Below are 23,698 nucleotides of genomic sequence, written 5' to 3' on the forward strand. Positions count from 1 at the left end.
TGGATGCTCAGCCCTTGACCGACCCGGCCGTGAGCCCACGGACGAAGTACTTGCCGGCCAGCACGTAGACGACCAGGGTGGGCAGCGCGGCGATCATCGCCGCCGCCATGTCGACGTTGTACTCCTTGGCCCCGGTCGAGGTATTGACCAGGTTGTTGAGTGCCACCGTCACCGGCTGGGTGTCGTGGGCCGAGAACGCGACGCCGAACAGGAAGTCGTTCCAGATCTGCGTGAACTGCCAGATCACCGAGACCACGACGATCGGCGCCGAGACCGGCAGCAGGATGCGCCAGAAGATGCGGAAGAAGCCGGCGCCGTCGAGCTTGGCCGCGGAGATCAGCTCGGTGGGCACCGCCACGTAGAAGTTGCGAAAGAACAGCGTGGTGAAGGCGATGCCGAACACCACATGGACCAGGATCAGTCCGGCCCGCGAACTCGACAGCCCCAGCCAGCCCAGCGTCTGCGCCATGGGCAGCAGCACCACCTGGAAGGGAATGAAACAGCCGAACAGCATTAGCGCGAAGACCAGCTCGGAACCCTTGAAGCGCCACTTGGTGAGCGCGTAGCCGTTGAGCGCACCGATGGCGGTCGAGATGAGCACGGCCGGCACGACGATGGCGATGGAATTGTAGAAATAGCCGCCCACCCCTTCGCAGCGCATGCCGGTGCAGGCCTCCCCCCAAGCCTTGACCCAGGGCGCCAGCGTCGGCTCGCGAGGCAGCGAGAGCAGCGTACCCGGCGTGATCTCCTCCAACGGCTTCACCGACGTGATCAGCATCACCACCAGCGGCATGAGATAGAACAAGGCCGCCAAAATCAGCACGGCGTAGAGCGAGAAACGAGCGACACGGGCGCCGATCGTACGACGCCGGATCACGTTATCCATGGCGACGACTCCTCAGTTCGGAGTAGAGATAGGGCACCAGAATGGCCAGTACACCGCCGAGCATCAGCATCGCGCTGGCCGAACCCAGGCCGATCTGTGCCCGAGTGAAGGCGTGCGCGTACATGAAAGTCGCCGGCAGATCGGAAGCGTAGCCCGGCCCCCCGCCGGTGAGCGCCACCACCAGGTCGAAGCTCTTGATGGCGATATGCGAGAGAATCATCACCGCGCTGAACACCACCGGGCGCAGGCAGGGAATCACCACGCGCCAATAGATTCGCGGCAGGCTGGCCCCGTCGAGCTGGGCGGCCTTGAGAATGCTGTCGTCGATGCCGCGCAGACCGGCGAGGAACAGCGCCATGACGAAGCCGGAGGCCTGCCACACGGCAGCGATCACCAGGGTATAGACGGCCATGTCGGGGTCGACCAGCCAGTCGAACCTGAAATTCTCGAAGCCCCAGCCGCGTACCATCGCCTGAATGCCGAGCCCGGGGTTGAGCAGCCATTTCCACACCACACCGGTGACGATGAACGAGAGTGCCATCGGATAGAGATAGAGGGTTCGCAGCGCCCCTTCCTGGCGGATGCGCTGGTCGAGCAGGATCGCCAGCAGCAGTCCCAGCACCAGGCAGATCGCCACGAACAGGCCGCCGAACACCACTAGGTTGGTGGAGGCGACCCACCAGCGATCGCTGGTCATCAACCGGGCGTACTGGGCGAAGCCGACGAACTCGTAGCTGGGCAGCATGCGCGAGCTGGTCAGCGAGAGAATGAAGGTCCACAGCATGAAGCCGTAGACGAAGAACAGCGAGATGGCGATGGACGGAGAAAGCACCAGCCGCGGCAGCCAATCCTGGAACCGGGCGGCCGGCGAGGGGCGACCGGCACGCGGGACAATCACGCCGGGCCGAGCCGCGGGTGTCGATGCGGGTTTCATGCGGGTTACCTCGACTACGGGAGACGGGAAGCCGGCAGCCCGCCCTGATGACGGGCTGCGCAGCGCGGCGTGTCAATGCCTCAGCCAGCCGCCTCGGCTGCCCGGGCCAGTCGCTCGGCGGCCTGCTCGGCGGTCATCTCCGCGGAGTTGAAGTAGTTGGTGATGATGTCGAAGAAGGCCCCCTGCACATCGCTGTTCATGGCCATGCGATGCGCCATGCTCGGCACCAGGGTGTCGCCGTCGCGGGCTTGCTCGAAGTCTTCCAGCGACTGCTGGGCGCAGCTGTCGAATTCGCTCATGTCGAGGTCGGGGCGTGCCGGAATGGAGCCCTTGACCTTGTTGAAGGCCTCCTGGAACTCAGGCTCGAGCACTAGGCGAGCCAGTGTCTGCTGGGCCTCCTGGGCCTCCGGCTCGGTGACACGGAACATGGCGAAGCTATCGATGTTGAAGATGAAGTCCGATTCGGTACCCGGCACGGGCGAGCACACGTAGTCCTCTCCCGCCTCCAGACCGGCGGCGATGAATTCCCCCTTGGCCCAGTCACCCATCAGCTGCATGGCCGCATCGCCGTTGATTACCATGGACGTGGCGAGGTTCCAGTCACGCCCCGGCATGCCCTCGTCCATCAGGTCCCGCAGGCGCTTGAAGGTCTGGAGCGCCTCGATCATAGTGTCGCTCTCGAGCGTCTCGACATCGAGGTCGACGAATGCCTTGCGATAGAAGTCGCTGCCTCCCAGGCTCAACACCAGGCTTTCGAAGACGGTCGCATCCTGCCAGGGCTGGCCACCGTGAGCGAGCGGAACGTAGCCGGCTTCACGCAGTTGCTCCCCGATATCGAACATTTCGTCCCAACTGGTGGGAAGCTCGACCCCCGCATCTTCGAGCACCTCGGGATTGGCCCACAGCCAGTTGACTCGGTGCACGTTGACCGGTACCGCGACGTAATTCCCTTCATAGCGCATCATGTCGGCGATGACGTCGGGCAACAGCTCATCCCAGTCGCCTTGCTCCGCCACTTCGTCGAGGTTGCCGAGCAGCCCCAGCTCCCCCCACTCCTGGATTTCCGGCCCGTTGATCTGCGCCGCCGACGGTGGGTTGCCCGACATGGCGCGCGACTTGAGCACCGTCATGGCACTGTCCCCGGCGCCGCCGGCCACCGCGAAATCCTCCCAGGAGTGCCCTTCCGCCTCGACGAGGTCCTTCAGCACCCCGACGGCCTGAGCTTCGCCACCTGAGGTCCACCAATGCAGCACTTCCACTTCGCCGGCCTGGGCGGTGGACATGGCAGCGGCTACGGTCAGGCCGAGTAGCGTCTTGCGGAACAGGGGAAATGGCGTGAGTGCATGCATGAGGCGTGTCTCCATATTGTTAGAGTTCAGCGGCCGCAAAGAGACGGCCAAGGACTACGCTAGCCCATCCGGGTCCAGCACGGGGTTACCTAGTAATGGATAGTGTTGCGTGGTCATTGCACGCTTGAAACATTCCGCAGGGTTTCGATGACGTCGTAGCAGGCCCCCATGGTGTGATAGTCGACCTTGCCCGCCGGGCTCTTCTCGTCGGAGTAGCGACGGTTGTCAGGCGTCAGGATGCGATACCAGGCGCCATGGCGGTGGTCGATCATGTGACGCCAGCTGTAGTCCCATAGCCGCTCGTACCACTGCCAGAATACCGGCTCCCCGGTACGCTGACCGAGCATAGCCGCACAGGCCAGGGATTCCGCCTGTACCCAGAAGTACTTGTCCTCATCGAAGAGATTGCCCTCCAGATCCAGGCCATACACCAGCCCGCCGTGCTCGGGGTGCCAGCCGGCCTCCACGCTGCTCAGGAAAAGTCGGCTGGCGGTGGGCAGCAGCCAGGCTTCGGACGCGCGACGCTCAAGCAGCAACAGCAACTTGGCCCACTCGGTCTGGTGGCCCACCTGGTAGCCCCAAGGCCGGAACAGGTGGCGCGGGTCGTCGCGGTGATAGTCCAGATCGCGCCGCCACTGGCGATCGTAATGCTCCCAGATCCAGCCTCCCTGCTCGGGCTTGCGCTCGCTCGTCGCGTCATGCTGCGCTGACTCCAGGCAGAAGGCGCGGGCCAGCTGCAGCGCACGCTCAAGGAAGGCTCGATCGCCCGTGGCATCGTAAGCGGCAATCAGCGCTTCGCAGCTATGCATGTTGGCGTTCTGGCCACGGTAGTCAGACACCTGCCAGTGGCGGTCCGCCTCATCGGCGTAGCGCTGCCACTCCGCTTCCCAGAAACGACTCGTCTGGAGCTCATGCACGCGGTAGAGGCCTTGGCGCGCCTCCTCGACACCCGCCTTGAGCGCCGTTGCATAGGCCAGCAACACGAAGGCCAGGCCATAGCAGTGGTTGGTATCGTCCTCTACCCGTCCGTCGACCAGCGTCCAGGCGTATCCCTGGTAGTCGGGCTGGAAATGGAAGCGTTCGAGGAAGTCCAGGCCGTGCCGCGCCCAGTCCAGGTATTCCGGTTGCTGGAAGTGCTCGGCGTAGCGAGCGTAGGTCACGACGTAACGAGCGCTGGAGACCAGGTGCCGGTGGCGCCGATCGTAGGTCTCGCCATCATCACGCAGATAGTGGTGAAAGCCACCCTGAGGGTCGATCGCCCGCGGATGATAGAACGCCATGGTCTTGCGGACGTGAGCTTCGAGGCACGCGGTGTCGTAGACGTCCATGGTCGAGTCCTTGAAAGCTTGGAAAGCTATAACCTACTCGATCGCTTCCGCCTCGCCATGTTTCCTAGTGCTGCAAAGTATTGCACTCGTCCCGCCGGGGAACGGTCAAGGTGACGAGCAGTCCGCCGTCGGGATGGTTGGCGAGCGCGATCTCGCCCCCCATGGCACGGGCGATGTGACGGGCGATTCCGAGTCCGAGACCGCTGCCCCCGGTATGGCGGCTGCGCGAGGGCTCGAGGCGCACGAAGGGCGCGAACACACGCTCACGCTGCGCTTCGGGAATGCCGGGACCGTGATCGCGAATGAGGATCGTCAAGTGCTCGCGCCCCTCGTGCAGCGTGACCTCGGCGTGCCGGCCATAGAACATCGCATTCTCCAGCAGGTTCGCCAGGCAGCGCTTGAAGGCCAGCGGCTTGACCGGCAGCGGCTCGGCGTGTCCCTCGACGGCGACCTGTCCGCCCTGCAGGGCCAGTTCCTCGGCCAGCTCCTCCACGACCCGGCGCGGGTCGACCGCCTCCACCGCCTCGTGCAGGTCGAATCCCTTGACCGAAGCCAGCGCGCCCTTGACCAGCAGATCGAGCTCGTCGAGCGAAGCGCAGAATCGCTCGCGCTGCTGAGGGTCGTCGAGCATCTCGGCGCGTAGCCGCAGCCGGGTGATGGGCGTCTTGAGGTCGTGGGAGATGGCCGAGAAGAGCCTTTCGCGCTCGTCGACCTGCTCGCAGATGCGCTCCTGCATCCGGTTGAAGGCGGCCGCGGTGGCCGCCACCTCTCGCGGCCCCGTTTCGCGCAGCGGCGGTGCATCGAGGTCGTCGCCGAGCTGTCGCGCCGCCCTGGCCAGTCGGGCCAGCGGCCGGGTGACGCTACGGATGCCGAGCAGCGACAGGCCGATCACGGTCAGCAGGACCATGAATCCCGCCAGCAGGCGCTCACCCGAGATCCAGCGATTCTCGTTGAACAGGTCCGGTACCGGCAGCAGGGTCGCCACGTAGAGCCAGGTCTCGGGGCCGAGCTCCATCTGCACCACCAGGATGGGTGGCGACAGCGGCTCCATCAGCAGGCTGTGCTGCCCCCAGCGCGGCGGCAGGTCGTGAAGCAGCACCTCGTTGTTGTAGACACGCAGCGTCTCGGGGCGCGAGAACTCCACCAGCACGTCGTCGATGCTCAGCTCGCGCGTCAGGATCTCGCGGAAATTGTCGACCACCAGCGCCTTCTCCGGCCCCGAGCCGATGTCCTCTACCGGTATGCGCCGCTCGTTTACGCTGACGAAGAAGCGCGTACCACCCATGTTGCGCAGCTGGTCGAGCACGATGTGGCGGTATTCGTAGGGCAGCGAGCGGAAGAAACGCATGGTCGAGGCCACGCTGTAGGCCACGTTGCGCGACAGCTCGTCGAGCTGCTCGAGCTGGCTCGAGCGCACCTGTGAGGTCCAGATGGTGTAGCTGGCGAGCTGAGCCGTGAGCACGCCGACGATCATGATCAGCACGAAACGGCCGCGCAGGGTGCGCGGCAGAAAGCGTGCCAGGTTGCGGCGCCACCTCTGCCAGTGCGCCTTTATCACGTCAGCGCTTCGACCCGGGCGGTGAAGACATAACCCGCGCCACGCACGGTACGGATCAGCTGATGATACTGCGCATCCTCGCCGAGACGCTGGCGCAGCCGACAGACATGCACGTCGATGGAGCGGTCAAGCGGCGGCGCCGGGCGGCCACGGGTCAACTCATAGAGCGCCTCGCGCGTGAGCACCCGCTCGGGATGCTCGAGAAAGACCTGGAGCAGCTGGAAATCGGCACCGGAGAGCGGAATGCGCTCGCCCCTGTCGTCGATCAGCTCACGGGTCATGCGATCGAGGCGCCAAACGCCGAAGGCGACCAGTCGCGCCCGGGCCGGGTCGGTCGCCGCGCCGCCACGAACCCGACGCAGTACCGCCTTGATGCGGGCCAGCAGCTCGCGCGGATTGAACGGTTTGCCGAGGTAATCGTCGGCGCCGAGCTCCAGGCCGAGGATGCGATCGGTCGCGTCGGCGCTGGCGGTGAGCATGATGATCGGCACCTCGCTGTCGCGTCGAATGTCGCGACAAATGGTGAAACCGTCGTCGCCGGGCAGCATGATGTCGACGATGAGCAGGTCGGGCGTTTCGCTCGCGAGTAGGCGATGCAGCGCTTCGGCATCCTCGGCGGCCAGGGCGCGATAGCCATGGCGGCCCAGGTAATCGACCAGCAGTTCGCGGATCTCGGGGTCGTCATCGACCACGATCAGGGTGGCGGGCGTAATCGTCATCGTTGTCCGATGGTAAGGGGCGATACCGGGGCAGCGCCAATGAATCGTTGTCGTTATCGGCTTCGATGATGGGCGTCCGGCAGCGGCACGACAAGGGCCTTGCGACCAAGGTCGCAGAGCACCGTGTCATGTCCGGAAAGCCCCGAATACCGGTGGATTTCTCCCCTACCCCCTAGAGAACGAAGCGTTCGCGAAGATGCCTCGCCACGGCGGTTTCGGCATGGTGACCGATGCGATGTGCCTTCGGCACGCGACCTGCCAGCTCGGGGTGAGCGTTGGCCATCACGTGCGCCTCACCGGCGAACGCGAGCATTTCGGTATCGTTGAGGTTGTCGCCGAAGGCCAGGCAGCGCTCGCGGTCGATTCCCAGCGTCGCCAGCAGGGCTTTCAGCGCGGAGCCCTTGTTGACGCCGCCGGCCATGATCTCCAGCGAGTTGACGGTGGAATAGGTGACGTGCAGCCGCTCTCCGTGGCGCGAACGTATCGATGCCTCGAGACCTGCCAGGCGCTGTGGATCGCCTATGTAGAGCACCTTGCCCACGCCCTCGCCGTCGAGCCGGTGAGGCTCGACCACGCGATAGCCGAAGCCGGTATGGGCATGGTACGCCAGCAGCCGTGGCTCGGGAGCGTCGATCAACCATTCGTTCTCGAGGTAGAGATTCAGGCGCACGCTGGCGTGGCGTTCCAGCGCGATCAGCTCGCGTGCCAGCTCGGTTTCCAAATGGCGCGAAGTCAGCAGCTCGCCAGCGGGATCGTGCAGATAGGCGCCGTTGGTGCTGATCACGTGGATGGGCACCCCGAGTCGATCGCGAAAGGCAAGCATGTCACGATAATGCCGCCCCGAGGCGAATGCCAGATGATGGCCCTGCTCGGCCAACAGGCGCAGGGTCTCGATGGTCTCGGAGTGCAGGTCGTGGTTGGCATCTAGCAGCGTGCCGTCGAGGTCGGAGACGATCAGGTGGGGTGTCATGGGCATCCTGGCGCTTCGGGGACCCGATACAGGCTAACGCAGCCATCCCGCGAATGCACTTCGTTCGCGGCAAGCGGGATAGCGATGTGCATCCGTCAGGATCATCGGTTCGCTCCGTAGCGGCCGGCTACGCTGCCCGACCCCTCCACCGTCGGGCAGCGGACAGGGGCTAGCGCTACCGCCCCAGCGCCTGCGCGAGGGAGGCGGCCTGGAAACCGACTACCAGATGCCAGACGTTGCCGCCCAGCGCCTGTGTCCCTCGGCACCCCAGTTGCAGGAGCGCCGCATCGTCGAGGCGTTCGCCGTCGGCCAGCTCGACGCGCAGGCGGGTCTGGGCCGTGGCTTCGAGTCGGTGCAGATTCTCTTCACCGCCCAGCGCGGCTACCCAACGTGAGCTATGTTCGGCCGACAGCGGCGCGCCGGATGTCTCGGCAGGCGCCGAGGGGGTAGCTTCCTCGGCCTTGCCGTTCATCGACACCCTGCCTTCGGAATGGGCCGCGGCGGCGCGGATCTCATCGGCTACACCATCGGCGATGGGTCCCAGGATGACCTGCACACCGCCACCGCGCAGACGCATCACGCCGCGGGCGCCCAGGCGCTTGAGCGCCTCCTCGTCGATAGCCTCGGGGTCGTCGAGCACGAGTCGCAGGCGGGAGGTACAGGCGCCGATACTGCTCAGGTTGCGCGCCCCGCCCAGGGCGGTGACGAACGCGGGGCCGCGCTCGCCGGTCGCGGAGGGGCCGCTGACGGAAGGCGTCGCCGTCTCGGGCTCGCGGCCCGGCGTGATCAGACCAAAGCGGGCAATAGCCCAGCGAAACACGCCATAGTAGAGCACGAAGTAGGCCAGCCCCACCGGCAGTAGCATCCAGCCGTTGTTGGAAAGTCCATAGGAGAGCGCGAAGTCAAAGGCGCCCGCCGAGAAGGTGAACCCCAGCTTGACGTCGAGCCAGTGCATCAGTGCCATCGAGATTCCCGTCAGCAGCGCATGCATGAGGTAGAGCAGCGGGGCCAAGAACATGAAGGTGAATTCGATGGGCTCGGTGACCCCGGTCAGGAACGCGGTAAGCGCCAGCGACAGCAACAGGCCGCCCACCTGGGCGCGGCGCTCCTTGGGGGCGGCATGGTACATGGCCAGCGCCGCCGCCGGCAGACCGAACATCATCACCGGGAAGAAGCCGGTCATGAAGCTTCCCGCCGTCGGATCACCGGCAAAGAAGCGGTTGAGGTCGCCGCTGGCCACCGTGCCGGAGGCCGCCTCGAAGCTGCCGAACACAAACCACACCAGGCTGTTGAGCACGTGATGCAGCCCGGTCACGATCAGCAGGCGGTTGAGCGTGCCATAGACGAACAGGCCCAGCTCGCCGGCATCGATCAGCCACTGGCCAAGGGCATCGATGCCTTGTTGTACCGGCGGCCAGAGCATGCCGAAAACGACTCCCAGCAAGACGGCGACCAGCCCCGTGGCGATGGGTACGAAACGTCGGCCGCCGAAGAAAGCGAGATACTCGGGCAACCGTATGGTCTTGTAGCGGTTGTAGAGCAGCCCAGCCACGCTGCCGATGATGATGCCGGCCAGCACCCCCATGTCGATATCCGGGTTGAGCGACATCAAGACGGCATCGAGTACTAGATAGCCGACCACGCCGGCCAAGCCCGCGGCGCCATTGCTGTCGTCGGCGAAGCCGATCGCCAGGCCGATGGCGAAGATCAGCGCCAGGTTGGCGAAGATGGCTTCGCCGGCGCTGGCGACGAAGGCGATGTCCAGCAGGTCCGGCTGACCCAGCCGCAACAGCAAACCGGCGATGGGCAGCACGGCAATGGGCAGCATGAGGGAGCGTCCGAGCTTCTGCAGCCCGGCCATGGTCCAGGACCCCATATCGTTCATCTTCATGACGGCAACCTCTCGATAGTCGTTGTCGTGAGATCTCGCTCGCTCGCCTGCCAGCCCCTCAGGCGCTCACGCACCGCTGCGGCATCCGCCAGGCGCATCAACGCCGGCAGTTCCGCGGCCAAGCGCCCGGCGTCGAGTCGCCTGACGGCAGCCTTGATGGCAGGCACTCGGGCAGGCTCGACGGAAAGCTCATCAACACCCAGGGCAACCAGCACCAGTGATGCCAAGGAGTCGCCGGCGGCAGTGCCGCAGACGCTGACGGGGCAACGTCCGGCGGCCCCCTCCACGGTTGCCTTGACCAGCCTGAGCACCGCAGGATGCAGCACGTCTGCCCGCGACGCCAGGTCCGGATCCTCGCGATCCATGGCCAGGGTGTATTGCGTCAAGTCGTTGGTGCCGATGGAGAGAAAATCTGCCTCCTCGGCCAGGCTGGCCGCGCACAGGGCGGCACTCGGCACCTCCACCATCACGCCCAGTTGGGGCCGTTCGGCGAGACCGAGCTCTCGCGCCACACTGTCGAGGCGCCGCCGCACGTCCACCAACTCGGAAACCTCGCTCACCATCGGCAGCATGATGCGCAGCGATTCGAGCGGCTCGACCCGCAGCAGTGCCTTGAGCTGGGTTTCCAACAGATCCGGCAGGCGCTGCCAGAGGCGCACGCCGCGTACCCCCAGCGCCGGATTGGCGACCGCAGGCAGTGTCAGGTACGGCAGTTGCTTGTCGGCGCCGATGTCGAGGGTGCGTACGACGACCGGCTTGCCACCCAGGGCGTGAATGCTGGCTTGGTACTCGCGGTGCTGGTCCTCCTCGCTGGGGGCGGTGCAGCGCTCGAGGAAGAGGAATTCGCTGCGCAGCAGGCCAATGCCGTCGGCACCGGCTTGCACAGCCAGCTCGGCCTCGGCGGACGAGCCAACGTTGGCGCATACCTCGACCCGATGATCGTCAAGCGTGGTGGCCGGCAAGTGGGCGGCCCGTCGCTCTTCCTTTTCTTGGCGCTGACGTGCCAGCAGCGTGACTTCCACCTCGGCCAGGCGCTCAGTGGATGGCGAAACCTCCAGCCGGCCACGCTCGCCATCCAGCACAGCCCGCTCGCTTCGCGCCCGCTCCAGCGCGGCGCCCATCGATACCAAACAGGGAATGCCTCGCGCCCGCGCGAGAATCGCCACATGCGCCGTCGTGCCGCTGCGCGCCAGGCAGAGGCCGGCGGGGCGACGTTCGGCCAGCGCGACGAACTGCGAAGGTGTCAGCTCGTCGGCCACGACGATGGCGCCCTCCGGCACTACCGCTTCTTCGCGCTCCCCGGGCTCGGCCAGCAGCGCCATGACGCGCTGCTGCAAGTCGCGCAAATCAGCGATACGGCCCGCCAGCAGCGAGTTGCCACTCTTGCCGAGCCGCTCTGCCTCGGCATCGAGCGCCTCGCGCCAGGCCTGGCCGGCGCTGCGCCCGGCGCGTATCGACGCAAGCGCGGCGTCGCCGAGGGCAGGATCCTCGAGCCAGGCCCGGTGGGCGCCGAATATCTCCGCCTCGCCGTGTTGGCCTCGCTGCACGGCCTGGACCTCGGCCTGCGCCAGGTCCTCACCCGCTTGGCTCAGGGCCTGCTGCAGCCGAGGCCACTCCACCGTCTCGCCCTCCCCGTCCCGCGGCACTCGGGGCAGTGGCGGGCGATACGCCACCAGCGGGCCTACGGCCATCCCGCTACTGGCCACCAGACCTGCCAGTTCCCCTTCGCCCAATGGCTCAGAGGACGCCGTGGCCTGGCGTGGCGCGGCGTGGTCATCGGCCTCGGCGGTGGCCAGCAGCGCCACGGCCGCCTCCAGGGCGACCTCGGCCCGCTCACCGCTGGCCGTCACGCTCAACTCGTCTCCCTCGCCCAGGCCCAGGTTCATCAGGGCGCTGATGCTGTCGGCCTCGGCCGTGGCTTTGTCATGCGCCACCGTCATGCTCACAGCGTGACGCCGTGCGATATCCCGCAGCTTTGCCGCCGGCCGTGCATGCAGGCCTGCACGGAGGGCCAGCGTGATGCGCCGGGTCGCGGTGGGACGTGCCGCATCACAATCCGCCGGTGCCACGACATCACGCGCCTCGGCCACCAGTTCGAGCAGGGGCTCGCCAAGGTCGACGCGAGCACCACCAGCGTGGCCGGGCCTCGACAGTCGCCAGCCGTCGGCGGCCGTCACGACCAGCGGCGTGATCAGGGAGAGTGCCCGTTGCGCGACCCGGTCGGCATCGAAGCGGCACAACGGATCGCCGGTCGTCACCCGGTCGCCCACGGCGACGACTAGCTCGATGCCCTCGCCGGCCAGCTCGACGGTGTCGAGACCCAGGTGAATCAGCAGCTCCACGCCGGCCTCGGTCCTGAGCGTCACGGCGTGGCGGGTCCGAGCGCACTGAACCACCTCGCCATCGCAGGGGGCGTAAAGACACTCACCGAGAGGATCGAGGGCGATGCCCTCGCCCAGGATGCCGTCGGCAAACACCGGGTCAGGCACTTCGCCGAGGGGCACCACAACGCCATCGACGGGCGCGTGCAGGATCAGAGGAGATGTGGTCATGAAGACCTCCGTTGTTGTTATGCGTGCGCCGGGGCTCCCGGCCGTCGTCAGAGAGTGCGGGTCACCTTGTTGAGGTGGCGGGGTCGATCGGGATCGCTGCCCCGCGCCGCAGCCAGTTTGGCCACCATCACGTAGAAGCTCTGAATCGCCGAGAGCGGCTGAAGCGCATCATGGCCGGCATCGACCAGCGTCAATTGCCGCCTGGCCACGTACTCGTCCGCCGCCAGGAGCACCTGCGCACCGATGCTCTCGAGCCGCTCGGCGAGCTCCAGCAGCCCGGCCTGTTCGGTGCCCGGCGGGGCGAACACCAGCACCGGGTAGCCCGGGCCGATCAGCGCCATTGGGCCATGGCGCACCTCGGCCCCGCTGAAGGCCTCGGCCTGGATGGCGCAGGTTTCCTTGAACTTGAGCGCCGCCTCCTGGGCCACGGCCAGTCCGGCGCCGCGGCCGATCACCATCAACCGGTCGCAGCCTGTCAGCGCCTCGACCGCGGCCGACCAATCCTGCGCCAGGGCCTGGCCCAGGTGCTCGGGCAAGCTTTCCAGGGCGTCCAGCAGGGCGCGATCCCGGTTCCAGTGGCCCAACAGTTGGGCCATGGCGGCGAGTGTCGCCAGGTAGCTCTTGGTGGCGGCGACACTCTTCTCGTTGCCCGCGTAGAGCGGTACTTCCAGGTCGCTGACCGCCCCCAACGGCGATTCGGCGGTATTGACCAGCGCCAGCGTGCGCGCGCCGGCCTCGCCGAGCGCGCGCTGAGTGGCGACCAGGTCGGGGCTCTGCCCCGATTGCGAAACCGCCAGCGCCAGTTGCCCCTCGAGCCGCCAGGGCGCCCGGGCCAGGGTGGTGAGCGATAGCGGCAGCGAGGCCACCGGTATGCCGCGGCTCTGCATGCACAGATAGGCGAAGTAGCTGGCCGCGTGGTCCGAACTGCCGCGTGCCACGGTCACTGCCGCCCTGGGTGGGTCGCGGCGCAGCCGCTCGCCGAGTTCGGCCAGGATCGTGGCGTTGCGCGGCAACTGCCCACGAATGCGCTCGGGCGCATTGCGAGCTTCCTCGAGCATCAGGGACATCAGTGGCCTCCTTCGATGGTGCGGCCTTCGATCACGACCGCCTGCAGGTCGAGGCGAGCATCCAGCATGACCAGGTCCGCTACGGCCCCTTCCGTCAACCGCCCGTGTTCGACCAGGCCGAGGAAATCGGCAGGGAAGCGCGACAGGCGTGCGGATGCATCGGCCAGCGACAGGCCGAGTTGGACCAGGTTGCGTAGCGCCTGGTCCATGGTCAGCGTGCTGCCGGCTAGAGTGCCGTCGGCCAGGCGCACGCCACCCAGGCACTTGGTCACGGTCTGCTCGCCGAGGCGGTAGTCGCCGTCGGGCATGCCGGCGGCGGCCGTGGAGTCGGTGACCGCATAGAGGTAGGGAATGCAGCGCAAGGCGGCGCGAATGGCACCGGGATGCACGTGCTGCAGGTCGGGGATCAGTTCGGCATAGTCGGCGTGGGCCAGGGCGGCCCCCACCATGCCCGGTTTGCGGTGATGCAGCCCGGTCATGGCATTGAACAGGTGGGTGAAGCCACAGGCGCCATGACCGAGGGCAGCGACGCCCTCCTCGTAGCTGCCCAGGGTATGCCCCAGCTGCACGCGAATGCCGCGGGCCGTCAGGTGACGAATCAATTCGCCGTGACCGCACAGCTCCGGCGCCAGGGTCACCAGTCGGATCGGTGCCAGTTCGCACAATGCGTCGACCTCGGCAATCTCTCCTGGGCGCGCATGGGGAGGCTGGGCGCCTAGCTTGCCGGGGTTGATATAAGGCCCCTCCAGATGCACCCCCAGGACGCGGGTGGCATCGACGGCAGGCGCCTCCATGTAATCGGCAACAGCCGTCAATGCCCGGCGAATTTCCCCTTCGGGTGCGGTCATGGTGGTAGCCAGTAGGCTGGTGGTACCGAAGCGTGCGTGCGTACGGGCCAGGGTCGCCAGCGCCTCGCCCCCTTCCATGGTATCGGCGCCGCCGCCGCCATGGACATGCAGGTCGATGAAGCCCGGCAGGATGCGCGGATGCGCATTGTCCTGCGGATCGACCGGCTTGCCCGAGATGCGGCTGATGCGCCCTGCTTCCCACTCGACCTCGCCCAGGCGCCAGCCGTCGGGCGTCAGGATGTTGCCATAGAACATATTGACCCCTAGCGAGTCAGTTCGACCATGAAGTCGTAGTAATCGGTACGGCAGTAGGTAACGGTGAGTTCCGCCGCCGTTCCGTCGACCAGATACCCCAGGCGGGTAATCTTCAGCAGCGCTTGACCGCCGGGTACCTCGGCCAGCTCGGCCAGCTCGGCATCGGCGTTGATCGCCGTGACATGCTGCAAGGCTCGTACCACCGGCTTGCCGGCCGCCTCCATGACGGCGTAGAGCGAGGTCTCCACCGCCATCGGATCGGACAGCACCGAGGCAGGCAGGCAACTCTCCTCCACCGCCATCACCACGTCGTCCGCCAGGCGCAGCCGCCGGAGTCGCGCCACCCGCGCGTCGGCACCCAGTCCCAGCCGCATGCTCTCTTCGGCACTCGGAGTCGCCAGGCTGCGGGAGAGCCAATGGGAGCTTGGCGTAAAGCCGCGCTGGGTGAGCATCTCGGTGAAGCTCACCAGCCGCGTGAGGGATTGGTTGAGGCGTGGCGTGATGAAGGTGCCCGAACCGCGGCTACGGCGTATGAGCCCCAGCTCGGCCAGCCGATCCAGGGCCTTGCGCGCCGTGATGCGCGACACGGCGAGCGTTTCGGCCAGGCTGCGCTCCGAGGGAAGTGCTTCCCCCGCCTGCCAGGCTCCCGCCTCGATGGCTTGTTCCAGCTGCCGGGCAAGCTGTTGATAGAGCGGCGTGGCCCCTGCGGGATCGAGCCGCAACTGCTGAAAACGAGTGTCCATGAGTATCTCGTCGTCTAACCAATGTAGTACCAATATAGACCCACATAGATACCAATCAAATACCAATTTTCCGCAACTTTGGTCGCAGAACAATCCGGCAGGCTAGAGCGGGGCCAGCTCTTCCGGTGAATTAGCGCTTTGATTTTTCGCTACCGCAGCGCGAGCGTTTGGCGCCGGCTGCGGGAATCCGTATAGTGGCCCTCCTACCCCGCCACACGTTCGTGACCATGCTTCAGAACAACCCGCTGCTCGCCCAGCTCAAGCAACAGATCCGCAAGACCACGCCCCGCGCCGAGGGCGTGATCAAGGCCACCGACAAAGGCTTCGGCTTTCTCGAAACCGACGACGGCCAGTCCTATTTCGTGCCACCACCGGCCATGAAGCAGGTGCTGCACGGCGATCGCGTTCAAGCCGTCATCCACGAAAACGGCGATAAGACCTCAGTCGAACCCGACACGCTCATCGAAGCGGGCCTGGACCGCTTCATCGCCCGAGTACAGAAGCGCGAAGGGCGCCTGGCAGTGGTCCCTGACCACCCCTCGATCAAGAACGCGCTCAAGGCACGCATCAAGAACAGCCTCGACGAGGCGAGCATCGGCGACGCCGACTGGGTCGTGGCTCGGCTGGTACGCCACCCGCTCAAGCCCGACGATCGCGCCTTCTTCACTCAGATAGACGAGCTGGTAGCCAAAGCCGACGACCCGGCGGTGCCGTGGCGGGTGACACTGGCGCGCCATGCCCTGGAGCAGGAATGCCCCGAAGCCGGCAATGACTGGCCGCTGCGCGACGAGGGGCTAACGCGTGAGGATCTCACCGCCGAGCCGTTCTTCACCATCGACAGCGAAAAGACCCGCGATATGGACGATGCCCTGCGCATCGAGCCGCGCGAGGGCGGCGGCTGGCGGCTGACGGTGGCGATTGCAGACCCCACGGCCTACGTCGAGGAGGGGCACGCCGCCGACCTGGAAGCGCGCACCCGTGCCTTCACCGTCTACCTGCCGGGCCAGAACGTGACTATGCTGCCCGAGCAGCTCGCCGACGATCTCTGCTCGCTGCGCGAGGGCGAAGAGCGCCCGGTGCTGGCCTGCGCTCTCGAGGTAGAACCAGACGGCAGCCTTGGCGACTACCGCTTCTTCGCCGCTACCGTTCGCTCGCAGGCGAAGCTGGCTTACGATCGCGTGTCTGACTGGTTGGACGGTCAGGACGAATGGGTACCGACGGAGGAGATCGCGCCGCAGCTACGCGCTCTGCGGGACATGACCGAGGCGCGCAGCACCTGGCGCGCCGAGCATGCCCTGGTGTTCAAGGATCGTCCCGATTACGTGTTCGATCTGGACAAGGCCGGCAACGTGCTCGGCGTGCGGATCGAGCAGCGGCGCATCGCCAACCGCATGATCGAGGAGTCGATGATCGCAGCCAACGCCTGCTGCGCGCATTTTCTTGCCGAGCACGTGGGTCACGGCATCTTCAACGTGCACCGAGCGTTCGATCCGGAGAAGGCCGAGGCCGCCCATGAGTTTCTTACCGCTCAGAAGATCGAGATTGAGCTCGAAGCGCTGTCGGAGCTGCCCCGCTACAAGGAGCTCAAGCGCGCGCTGGAGAGCCGCGACGATGCCTGGCTGGATGCCCGGTTGCGCCGCTTCCAGGGGTTCACCAGCATGTCGGCCCGCCCCGGCCCGCACTTCGGTCTGGGCCTGGCCGCCTACGCCACCTGGACCTCGCCGATCCGCAAGTACGGCGATATGGTCAATCATCGCTTGATCAAGCGCGTGCTCAAGGGTGAACAGGCGCCGGCCGAGGCGACCCAGGCACTGACCGAGCAGCTCACCGAGCGCCGGCGCCTCAATCGCATGGCCGAACGCGACGTCAAGGATTGGCTCTATGTGCGCTATCTGAGCCCGGCCGCCGAAGCCCAGGAGACCTTCGAGGCAGAAGTCTTCGGCATCAGCCGCGGCGGCATGCGGGTTCGCCTCCTCGCCAATGGCGCCACGGCGTTCGTACCGGCACCGATGCTGCACAGCGACCGCGACAAGGTGGTCATCGACGACAAGGAAGGCCGCATCCAGATCGAGGGTGAAGAGCGCTACAAGTTGGGTGACGTCATCCGCGTGGCGCTGGTCGAGGCGCGCGAGGAGACCCGCTCGCTGGTGGCTCGCCCCGCGGTGTAAAGCCGTTTCCTGGTGGCAGCACTAGAACGCCTCGACAAGTGTCGAGGCGTTTGTCTTGCTGATGACCTTCCGTAATGCTAGCCCTCAGGCCGTGCTGGGACCTGCCTGGTCCACGGTATTGGCATGCGACAAGAAGAAACGCAGCATCTCCTTGGCCGCATCGGGTCCCCTGGGGTCCGTATAAGAGCCGTGAGCATCCCCCCCTGACCAGGCATGGCCGGCACCGTGGATCACCCACTGCTCAAGGCACGACTGCCCGTTCGCATCACGATGACTGGTCCGCGTATAGGCGTAGCCATCGGGGACCTGCCCCCGTTCCACGCTCACCCCGGTACTGCCCTCTCGGTCGCTCGCCGTCTTGCCAGCCGCACGCCAGGCGGCGTACTGAGCGGCGACGCGGTCCGCATTGCTGGGATGCACCGTCGTGTCGCGATCACCGTGGAATATCATGGCGGGCACTCGCGACACCCGCGTTGACCCACGTACCGATGAGGCGGCGGCCAGCGGACCGGAGCCTCCTTTCATCAACCCCAATGCATCGGGGAGACTCTGGGCCACGCCGTGAGGCAGCCCGGAGTGCACGCCTACCGCCGCATAGAGGTCCGGATAGGTCATCGCCAGTGTCGTTGCCATGGCGCCACCGGCCGACAGCCCTGCGACATAGACCCGGTTCGCATCGAGCTCGTACGTATCGATCACATGACGGGTCATGCCGGCAATGATGGCCGGCTCGCCTCTCTGGCGCTGCTGGTCTTCCGCCTTGAACCAGTTCCAGCACTTCGAACTGTTGGCACTCATCGGCTGGGCCGGATAGAGCACGCAGAACAGTTGCTCTTCGGCCAGCCGGTTCATATTGGTCCCAGCAGCGAAATCATCGGGATTCTGCGTGCAGCCATGCAGCATGACCACCAACGGCAATGCCTGGCCGTGATAGCCGCTGGGGAGATACAGCTTGTAATCCCGCGTGCCGGCATAATCGGTAAAGCGACCCACGGTGAACGCGCCGGGCTCCGCTGCCTCGTTGGCGCCGCGCGCCTGCTCGGGCTGCGTCACGGCCTCACGCAACTGGCGCCACTTGTCGCGCCACGCAGAAGGAAGCCCAAGGTCACTGCCTGGGATCGCCCCGGTGGTCGCCCTACGGGGGTGGCCGAACGCAGCGGATGATGCCGCTCCGGCTGATGACTCGCCTGTCCGGTGCGAACCCGACTCGACAGACGCCGGCCTCGACGCCGATACCTCCTCGTCAACGACCTGCCAGCTCCCCTCAAAGGTGTTCCCCTCGAAGGTATTGCCCGCGGAGTTGGCTTCATCCGGCGTTTCCTCGCCCCTCTTTCCGCTCTTCCCATCCGGCATGGCACCTTGGAGGATGGCCATGGCCTCGTGCAGCTTACCCGCGCGGGTGAGCCGCGTCGCTTCTTCCATTCGTCGCGTCGTGGTGGCGTCGATCATCGTCAATGTCCCTATTGAGTACTTCAGTGGATTCGATCCGCCAGGGCCGCCTTGACCGCCGCGCTGGCATGCAGGGCCCCCAACACGACCACCGATTCGATGGTGGCGCGGGCAAGCTCCGGTGAAACGTCGTCAGCAATGCTGGCCATTCCCAGGACCTGAATCTGCAACGTCTCACCGGCCGATTGCAGAGCCTCGAGATCCGCACGGCTGTAATGCTCGAGCCCCAGCACGAATGCCTTGCGAGTCACGGTTTCCTTGACCACCTCGGCATGGGTCGTCAACTGGTTGCGGATGGCCGTGCGGATCAAATCGGTGCGATTGGAATAGAACCCTTCCTGGACCAGCAGATCGATCTGCCCCAGGTCGACGACCCCCAGGTTGATGGTGATCTTCTCGCTGGTGTCGCCGGTCTTGCGGCGCAGTTCATGCACGCTCATGGGCTATGCCTCGTTGTTCAAGTAAAGGAGTACGAGATTAGGCGCACCTAACCATCCTTCTGTAATCCATACACCATCTATGTGGATGGTACAGGCCAAACTTAGGAAGCGTCAAGGCGCGAGCAAACGAAAACGACCCACCATAAGGCGGGCCGTCAACAAGGGCGCTGGGAGCAAGATGGCTCAGAAGCCGCGCTGGCGTTTCTCTGATGCCCAGTCGATGTCGGGGCCATGCAGTCCATGCCCACCCTGATAGGGGGCATACTCAGGTGGTTGCCAGCCCTCGAGCAGGGACGGAACCAGGCGAAACACCTCAACGCCAATGGGATGGCAGGTCATCAGCGGATCACCGGCGTTGGGACCCCATAGATCCACCGAGAGATCCCCTCCCGGACAGCACGAAAGCGCGCAGAGCAGGTCGATTTCGGCGAACAGCTCAAGGTAGTCCCCCTCTCTTGCCGGGCACGCCTTCATGAAGTACTGGTCGTCCTCGTTGAGCCCCGTGCATTGGAAGACATTGAGCACGTCATGCACGTCGAACTCGGTGAGACCGAAGGGGCGCACGGCACGCACCAGATTGGAGTGGCAGTGATGGTCGAAGTCTTCGCCGGTGAGCAGGCGATTGACGTAGGGATCGCAGCGCGTACCCAGCAGGTCGTGCACGCGGCCGCCCTGTTCGTCGACACCGCTGCCGTTCACGCCATAGCCGGCCAGGGTATCGTCGATGATCGTCGCCATGGGCCGCAGATAGGGCAGCGTCGACCATAACCGATCGAAGGTGGAGACATGGGCGCGCTGCAGCTGGCGGGTTCGCGAGGCCCAGAAACGCTCGCGCGGGTTATGCAGGTGCCAAAGGTTGAAATCGCCGACCTGAGGGCCTTCGAGCGTCGAGAGCCGTAGCACGTGCCCAGCCGGCACTTTCCAGGCGCGGCCGTCGCGGATCGGCACGACCAGCGAATCGACCCGCTCCCGAGCATCCGGGTCGGTCAAGCGAGCGTAGAAACTTCGATCGACATCGAGGATCGAACCTCGGGTCGCCTGGTAAGCGGCAGGAACCTGGGGCATGGGAGCCTCCTTCAAGAACGTTCCCTTCAGCGTAACCCATGTCGTCCCAGCCGCTCACCGCGGCCTCAACGTTCGGTGCGTCTCTCTAATCGCGCATGGCCCTTGCCAGCACATCGCCGATCGGCTTGATCAGATAGCTGGCGAACGTGCGCTCACCGGTATGGATCATGACCTCGGCCGGCATGCCCGCCAGCAACCGCATGTCGGAGGCCATCTCCTCGCGACCTTCCTCAGTGACGCGTACCCGAGCCCGATAGTAGTCACGCCCGGTGCTCTCGTCCTCGAAGCTATCGGCCGAGACATGGATCACCTCACCGCCGATGGCATGGGTGAGTCCCTGGTTGAAGGCACTGAAACGGACCTCGGCCGGCTGGCCGACATACAGGCTATCGACATCGCTGACCGGTACCCGCGCTTCGACCACGAAGCCCTCGTCGCTGGGCACGATGTCCAGAATCGGATCGCCAGCGCCGATCACCGCCCCGAGCGTATGCAGCTGCAGGCCGACCACGGTCCCGGTCACGGGTGCGGTTACCGTGGTACGGCGCACTTCGTCGGACAGCGCCGTGATCCGCTCCTCGGCATCGGTGATGCGCTCCTGCACCTCGCGCAGCTGTTCGCCGGCCTCCGCCTGGAACTCCTGCCGACGGATCTGCTTCTGCAGCGCGTTCTCGCTGATCTGAGCCGCGATGCGGGCGATGACCGACTGCTGCTGGGCGGTTTCCCCCTCGAGCTCGAGGATGTCCCGCTCCAGCTCGCGCAATCGCTGGCGATCTCCCAGGCCTCGCTCGAACAGGTTGCGCAGGTCACCCGCCTCCTCGCGCAGCGAGTCGATCTGCTGGCGATTGAACTCGACCAGGGCCTGCAACCCTTCACGCTGCTCCTCGAACTGGCGGGTCTGCTGGTCGAGCGTTTCCAGGGTGCTGAGCAGCGACTGCCGCCTCGAGAAGAACAGGCCGTGCTGCACCGCCAGCACTTCGTTGACACGCTGGGAATCGCTCTCAAGCAGCTCCTCGGGAAACGACAGGGTCGTCTCCTCGGCGAGTTCGGCGGTCAAACGCACTTCGCTGGCCCGATTGATCAAGTACTGGGTCCTCGCCACCTGAAGCTGCGACGCGGCGCGGGTATTGTCGAGCACCACCAGCACATCGCCGGCCTCGACATGATCGCCGTCGGTGACGCGAATCTCCCTGACGATGCCGCCCTCATAGTGCTGTACCGTCTTCTTGAACGAGGCGACCGACACCTTGCCCGGGGCCACGACGGCAATCGCCAGGTTGGCGGCCAGTGCCCAACCCCCGAATCCGCCCAAGGCGACCAGCAGGATGAGCAGCCCCAGGCGGCGATAACGACGCCCATCGATCGGCAAGGCCGTTGCGGATCGCGACATGTTCCGATTCATCTCCATGGCGCACCGACTCCTGCGGGCAGCCCCTCGTAGGGCACTCGATACTGGGACGCCTTGCCGGACGCCGCCTGCTTGCGCCTTGGCGGAGCGAGGCGTGCCAGAACTTCTTCGCGAGGTCCCAGCAGGCGGAGTTTTCCGTCGCCCAGTACCAGCAGCTTGTCGACCTCGGCCAGTACGCTGCGCCGGTGGCTAATCACGAACAGCGTCGTGCCTTCCGCCTTGAGCTGACGCAGCGCCTCGGCCAGCGCCCGCTCGCCGGCATCGTCGAGATTGGCATTGGGCTCGTCGAGAACGACGAGCACGGGCCTGCCATACAGCGCCCGCGCCAGGCCGATCCGCTGGCGCTGGCCACGTGAGACCGCACCGCTGACGGCGCCGATACGCGTCTCGTAGCCCTCAGGCAGGCGCAGAATCATCTCATGCACGCCCGCTCTCTTCGCGGCCGCGACGACCTGCGCGTCGTCGACCTCCCCGAAACGAGCGATGTTCTCGCCGATCGTGCCATCGAAGAGTTCGATGTCCTGGGGCAGATAGCCCACATGGGGCCCCAGTTCGTCCCGATTCCAGTGCCTCAGGTCGGCGCCGTCGAGCCGAACCGCGCCCGACTCGGGCGGCCAGATGCCCAGCAGGGCGCGCGCCAGGGTGGTCTTGCCCGCCGCACTCGGCCCGATGATTCCCACGTGTTCGCCACGCGCGATCCGAAAGTCGAGTTCGCGCAGGGCCGGTTTCGCGGCCCCCGGCGGCACCAGTGTCAGGGTTTCGACCGCGATTTCCCCCTTGGGCGCGGGCAACGACAAGCGACGCGTCTCCGTCGGCATGTCGAGAAACAGCGCGTCGAGCCGGTAGTAGGCGTCCCGACAGCCGACGAAGCTCTTCCAGCTGCCGATCATCTGGTCGATAGGCGCCAGCGTACGTCCCATGATGATCGACGCAGCGATCATCATGCCCGGCGTAATGCTCGCATCCAGCACCAGCAGCGCGCCCAATCCGAGGATCAACGATTGCGCCAGGATGCGCAGCCCCTTGGACAGGTTGCTCAGCCCGCTGCTGCGATCGCTGGCCTGGGATTGCTTGACCAATGCCGCCACGTGCCGGGCTTCCCAGCGCCTCATGATCGAAGACAGCATTCCCATCGCGTGCAGAACCTCGGCGTTGCGCAGGTTACTGTCGGCCTGCGCTTGGGCCTGAATGTGTTCGTGTCCGGCTTCGGCCAACAGACGCTTGGAAACCTTCTCGTTGATGATCGCCAGCCCCAGCAGCAGCAGTCCCGCACCGGTCGCGAAGACCCCGAACCACACGTTGAACACGAACAGGATGGCCAGATAGATGGGCACCCAGGGCGCATCGAAGAAGGCGAACAAGCCATTGCCGGAAATGAACTGGCGCACCGTCCTGAGATCATCGAGGGGCTGACCGCTCCCCTCTCCCGGCGATGCCAGCCCTCGGGCGAACATGACGCGATACAGGCGGCCGCTCACCAGGGTATCGAGATGATTGCCCACCCTCACCAGCAACCGCGAACGCACCAGTTCCAGCCCCACCATGACCGCCAGCAGAAAGCCCGCCACCAGGGTCAGCATGAGCAGGGTTTCCTTACTGCCGCTGGTTATGACCCGGTCGTAGACCTGCAGCATGTACAGGGCCGGTGTCAGCATCAGCAGGTTGATGAACAGGCTGAAGGCGGCAACCCATAGCAGAGCGGGACGACAGAGACTCAGCGCGTGCTGGAAGTCGCTTCGAGGTTTTGGGGACATGATGTTCACTGCGTCGAAATGATGGGACACCGCAAGCCGTCTCGCTTAGCTTGCGAAACGACACACTAGCAAACCGTCCGTGGGGCTATCGGCTAACTTATTATTCTTTTTGTTACAGGGCGATAGAGAAGCGTAAGCGAGGCAAAAAGCCGTTCCCGAGCCCCGGCATGAAAATCTCCTACGATTCAATTGAATACCGAAACCGACGAATTCGGTCGCCCGATTAAATGTAAAAAAGCGGCGCTCTTCCCCGCGAACCTCGATCGGGTGCTCTTGTTACTCATTCCAAGCTCATTAGCATGCGCAGCGAAGCG

Annotated in this window: 18 protein-coding genes; 1 reads left to right on the plus strand and 17 read right to left on the minus strand. The window is 65.6% G+C overall.

The annotated features are described in order from the left end of the window. Positions 1 to 7 precede the first annotated feature (7 nt). The 12 genes from CYJ07_RS04610 to CYJ07_RS04665 all read right to left on the minus strand — a co-directional run bounded on the left by CYJ07_RS04610 (position 8) and on the right by CYJ07_RS04665 (position 15,100). Positions 8 to 886: a carbohydrate ABC transporter permease gene (locus CYJ07_RS04610; RefSeq protein WP_104202506.1), complete on the minus strand. Its 879-nt coding sequence runs from the start codon at positions 884 to 886 to the stop codon at positions 8 to 10. Continuing rightward, positions 879 to 1,820: a carbohydrate ABC transporter permease gene (locus CYJ07_RS04615; protein ID WP_231489534.1), complete on the minus strand. Its 942-nt coding sequence runs from the start codon at positions 1,818 to 1,820 to the stop codon at positions 879 to 881. The genes CYJ07_RS04610 and CYJ07_RS04615 overlap by 8 nt, the downstream gene beginning before the upstream one ends. Before the next feature lie 80 nt (positions 1,821 to 1,900). After that, a complete protein-coding gene (locus CYJ07_RS04620) occupies positions 1,901 to 3,169 on the minus strand; it encodes an ABC transporter substrate-binding protein (RefSeq protein ID WP_104202507.1) in 1,269 nt (422 codons plus the stop codon). Between the two features lie 113 nt (positions 3,170 to 3,282). Then, positions 3,283 to 4,497: an AGE family epimerase/isomerase gene (locus CYJ07_RS04625; RefSeq protein WP_104202508.1), complete on the minus strand. Its 1,215-nt coding sequence runs from the start codon at positions 4,495 to 4,497 to the stop codon at positions 3,283 to 3,285. A 64-nt stretch (positions 4,498 to 4,561) separates the two neighbouring features. After that, positions 4,562 to 5,971 carry an ATP-binding protein gene (locus tag CYJ07_RS04630; RefSeq protein ID WP_197038261.1) on the minus strand — a complete coding sequence of 470 codons (1,410 nt, stop codon included), beginning with the start codon at positions 5,969 to 5,971 and terminating at the stop codon, positions 4,562 to 4,564. An 80-nt stretch (positions 5,972 to 6,051) separates the two neighbouring features. Further along, positions 6,052 to 6,774, minus strand: coding sequence for a response regulator (locus tag CYJ07_RS04635; RefSeq protein WP_104202510.1), 723 nt, complete (start codon positions 6,772 to 6,774; stop codon positions 6,052 to 6,054). Between the two features lie 172 nt (positions 6,775 to 6,946). Further along, positions 6,947 to 7,744, minus strand: a complete 798-nt coding sequence (locus CYJ07_RS04640) for a Cof-type HAD-IIB family hydrolase (protein ID WP_104202511.1) — start codon at positions 7,742 to 7,744, stop codon at positions 6,947 to 6,949. 175 nt (positions 7,745 to 7,919) lie between these two features. Further along, positions 7,920 to 9,635: an N-acetylglucosamine-specific PTS transporter subunit IIBC gene (gene nagE, locus CYJ07_RS04645; protein WP_197038254.1), complete on the minus strand. Its 1,716-nt coding sequence runs from the start codon at positions 9,633 to 9,635 to the stop codon at positions 7,920 to 7,922. Next, positions 9,632 to 12,187, minus strand: a complete 2,556-nt coding sequence (gene ptsP, locus CYJ07_RS04650) for a phosphoenolpyruvate--protein phosphotransferase (RefSeq protein WP_104202512.1) — start codon at positions 12,185 to 12,187, stop codon at positions 9,632 to 9,634. Before ptsP ends, nagE begins: the two co-directional genes overlap by 4 nt. Before the next feature lie 47 nt (positions 12,188 to 12,234). Continuing rightward, positions 12,235 to 13,254, minus strand: a complete 1,020-nt coding sequence (locus CYJ07_RS04655) for an SIS domain-containing protein (RefSeq protein WP_104202513.1) — start codon at positions 13,252 to 13,254, stop codon at positions 12,235 to 12,237. Continuing rightward, positions 13,254 to 14,357, minus strand: coding sequence for an N-acetylglucosamine-6-phosphate deacetylase (gene nagA / locus CYJ07_RS04660; RefSeq protein WP_104202514.1), 1,104 nt, complete (start codon positions 14,355 to 14,357; stop codon positions 13,254 to 13,256). Before nagA ends, CYJ07_RS04655 begins: the two co-directional genes overlap by 1 nt. A gap of 8 nt (positions 14,358 to 14,365) precedes the next feature. After that, on the minus strand, positions 14,366 to 15,100 hold the full coding sequence (locus tag CYJ07_RS04665) for a GntR family transcriptional regulator (protein ID WP_104202515.1): 735 nt from the start codon (positions 15,098 to 15,100) through the stop codon (positions 14,366 to 14,368). A gap of 227 nt (positions 15,101 to 15,327) precedes the next feature. Between CYJ07_RS04665 and CYJ07_RS04670 the strand changes: the two genes are divergently transcribed. After that, positions 15,328 to 17,268 carry an exoribonuclease II gene (locus CYJ07_RS04670; protein ID WP_104202643.1) on the plus strand — a complete coding sequence of 647 codons (1,941 nt, stop codon included), beginning with the start codon at positions 15,328 to 15,330 and terminating at the stop codon, positions 17,266 to 17,268. Between the two features lie 84 nt (positions 17,269 to 17,352). Here CYJ07_RS04670 and CYJ07_RS04675 read toward each other — a convergent pair whose 3' ends face one another. The 5 genes from CYJ07_RS04675 to CYJ07_RS04695 all read right to left on the minus strand — a co-directional run bounded on the left by CYJ07_RS04675 (position 17,353) and on the right by CYJ07_RS04695 (position 23,384). Further along, positions 17,353 to 18,717 carry an extracellular catalytic domain type 1 short-chain-length polyhydroxyalkanoate depolymerase gene (locus tag CYJ07_RS04675; protein ID WP_104202516.1) on the minus strand — a complete coding sequence of 455 codons (1,365 nt, stop codon included), beginning with the start codon at positions 18,715 to 18,717 and terminating at the stop codon, positions 17,353 to 17,355. 23 nt (positions 18,718 to 18,740) lie between these two features. Continuing rightward, positions 18,741 to 19,157: a CopG family transcriptional regulator gene (locus tag CYJ07_RS04680; protein WP_104202517.1), complete on the minus strand. Its 417-nt coding sequence runs from the start codon at positions 19,155 to 19,157 to the stop codon at positions 18,741 to 18,743. 183 nt (positions 19,158 to 19,340) lie between these two features. Further along, positions 19,341 to 20,222, minus strand: coding sequence for an urea carboxylase-associated family protein (locus CYJ07_RS04685; RefSeq protein WP_104202518.1), 882 nt, complete (start codon positions 20,220 to 20,222; stop codon positions 19,341 to 19,343). Between the two features lie 85 nt (positions 20,223 to 20,307). Beyond that, positions 20,308 to 21,612 carry an HlyD family type I secretion periplasmic adaptor subunit gene (locus CYJ07_RS04690; RefSeq protein ID WP_231489535.1) on the minus strand — a complete coding sequence of 435 codons (1,305 nt, stop codon included), beginning with the start codon at positions 21,610 to 21,612 and terminating at the stop codon, positions 20,308 to 20,310. Positions 21,613 to 21,620: 8 nt separating this feature from the next. Continuing rightward, on the minus strand, positions 21,621 to 23,384 hold the full coding sequence (locus CYJ07_RS04695; RefSeq protein ID WP_104202644.1) for a type I secretion system permease/ATPase: 1,764 nt from the start codon (positions 23,382 to 23,384) through the stop codon (positions 21,621 to 21,623). Positions 23,385 to 23,698 lie beyond the last annotated feature (314 nt).

The sequence above is a fragment of the Billgrantia saliphila genome, from assembly GCF_002930105.1.
GTDB lineage: Bacteria > Pseudomonadota > Gammaproteobacteria > Pseudomonadales > Halomonadaceae > Halomonas > Halomonas saliphila.